Origin of the sequence: Saccharibacillus kuerlensis DSM 22868 (assembly GCF_000378145.1) — a bacterium.
Lineage (GTDB): Bacteria > Bacillota > Bacilli > Paenibacillales > Paenibacillaceae > Saccharibacillus > Saccharibacillus kuerlensis.
In genome coordinates this window covers 1-2,079 of record NZ_KB899328.1, presented here as the reverse complement: position 1 = coordinate 2,079, position 2,079 = coordinate 1, and the positions used below count along the sequence as shown (strand labels likewise).

The 2,079-nt window shown below is 38.3% G+C and carries 2 protein-coding genes; both read right to left on the bottom strand.

Going from position 1 to position 2,079, the window contains the following annotated elements; genetic code table 11:
* Window positions 1–246: 246 nt before the first annotated feature.
* Window positions 247–672, bottom strand: a complete 426-nt coding sequence (locus tag F456_RS0121380; RefSeq protein ID WP_018979057.1) for an HTH domain-containing protein — start codon at window positions 670–672, stop codon at window positions 247–249.
* Window positions 673–750: 78 nt separating this feature from the next.
* Window positions 751–963: a hypothetical protein gene (locus tag F456_RS24500; RefSeq protein WP_157060167.1), complete on the bottom strand. Its 213-nt coding sequence runs from the start codon at window positions 961–963 to the stop codon at window positions 751–753.
* Window positions 964–2,079: the final 1,116 nt, after the last annotated feature.

Genomic DNA, 2,079 nt, shown 5'->3' with positions numbered 1-2,079 from the left:
TTTTTTACTTCAGTAACCAGATTTCATTTCCAGAAAATAGCTAATCAACAGGCCTACGCAGCAGGATCTTGTAGGCTTGTTCGTCCTGCTTCTGCTGCTTTTGCCTATTGAAAACAGCCTGCTCGCTAAGATACGCATAGTAACCGGAACGAGAGACTTGAGCGAGAAGGCACAGCCACCGCACCTTACGTTTGAACGGGGGGCGATTTGTGATCTGCTGAATCCATTCGAACTTCTGCCCCGTACTTACTTGAATTTTGGTTTCTTCGCCTGCCTTTCGAGCCATTCGAGCTTTTTTAGAAATTCATTCTCCACTTCGAGCCATTCCAGTTTGGCTTCCAGCCGAGCGATTTGTTCCTCGGGGCTGAGTGCACGCGTGGAAGGACGTCCGGAAGCCTGCTTTCTCGCGTCCGCAAGACCGATGATCCCCTTCTTCTCATAAGCCGTACGCCAGCGAAGGGAAGCCGTTTGAATGCGTTTGATTCCTAAGCTGTCTACGTCAAAGCCAGCCTCTTGAAAAATCTCACGAGGGCGTTTACCTTGCCCGTAAGCTTGGATGAAGTGTTCTTTAAACGCATCCGTGTAGGTGATGGCTTTGTTACTGACCTGTTTCACATACGGATTCTTTTTCAGCTGTTTTTGTTCTAGACTTGTGAATAACTTTTTGGACATTTGTTTTAACCACCGCTCATTTTTTCTTTATTGTACACAAAAAGACCCTACAAGATGACTTTTTTCAAAGTGTCCATCTTATAGGGTACAGTTTAAAGAGTCTTCTCCTTTTTTTTCTATTTCTTTCTCTCCAATAACCTTGCCTTCTTCATCAGTGATTTTTGCTAAACCATTACGTTCTACTTTGTAATTAGGAAGGTTTTCTTGTTCACTAGGATTGATCATTAATGGCGAATGGTTGAGGTTCTCGTGTTCCTGAGCAAAAGTAGCAGGGGCAGAAGTTGTTGCCAAAACAAAAATAATACTAGGGCCTGTACGCAAACCTATTTTAGCTAGTTAAAAGCGGAATTAAATATTTTTTCATTAAAGAAACCTCCTAAAAGATGAAAATTGCAAAGAACTCTATGTTCATCAACTATCTTAATTTTCTGTAACTTTTTTCAATCCCATCCATCCGCCCTGATTTATAAATACCACTTCTGGATTCTCAGGATTTACGAAAACTTTCAAACCTGGCGTGAAATCCTTTTTTTGCGTAACATGGTCTGAGAATATTATGTTTTTCGGTTTTCCGGGATATATTTCTGTACCTACATATTTACTTCCCTCGTAGTAGATCCAAATAGGTGGTGAAGCATTTGGATTTTCAGATTTATTGCAACCTAAAGGAAAGATCATTAAAAAAGCCAATAAACCAATTAATATAATCTTTTTCGTAAGCTCACCTCCTATATATCTTTTTTATCTTATCTTTTTCGGGATTTATTTCAAGTAAATTCAATTAAATGTATAATTTCGTTTTATTTCATTCAAGATAGAGTGTAGTGCAAATGAAATGCTTGGGATGTTGATCGCTAACCGTATCGAATCAATCTGAACATTGTTTGCAAAAATAGACTGAATACGTGTGCTAAATAGTGCTCCTTTCTAGATATTGCTCCTTTTATGAAGAAAATAGTTTAATCCTCCCTAGGAAACATTATCTTGAAGTAGACGAGATCAAGCTAAAGACTGCATGCGTAATCATAAATGCCTCTTATTCAAAGATATCAAGGTAAAGGTTTCACTTGGTGTGAACCTATACATTCGTATGGTGCTGGAAACTGACTGAGACAAACTAAAGAAAAGATTTTGAAGGCATTAAGCAAAGAATGGAAATTAAATTTAAAGATAATTAAAGCATATGCAAGTTAACTAAAGAGGATAGATGGCATCAGATAAACCAGCTAATCAAAGTCAAGCCTTTCATAAAACAATCGTTGAGCTGTCTAAATGGAACATACTGAAATAAACCTACCTTGGAAGGCAGATAAAAAATGGATTCTATATCCAATTTCAGTACTTAATGAGCTTGAAAGGCCGATCCGGAGTTCCACATGCCAAAAATAATGCGTAAAAGCTTATGCG

Coding starts and splice junctions, on each gene's coding strand:
- F456_RS0121380 (WP_018979057.1), bottom strand. CDS start 672: ATGTCCAAAAAGTTATTCACAAGTCTAGAACAAAAACAGCTGAAAAAG.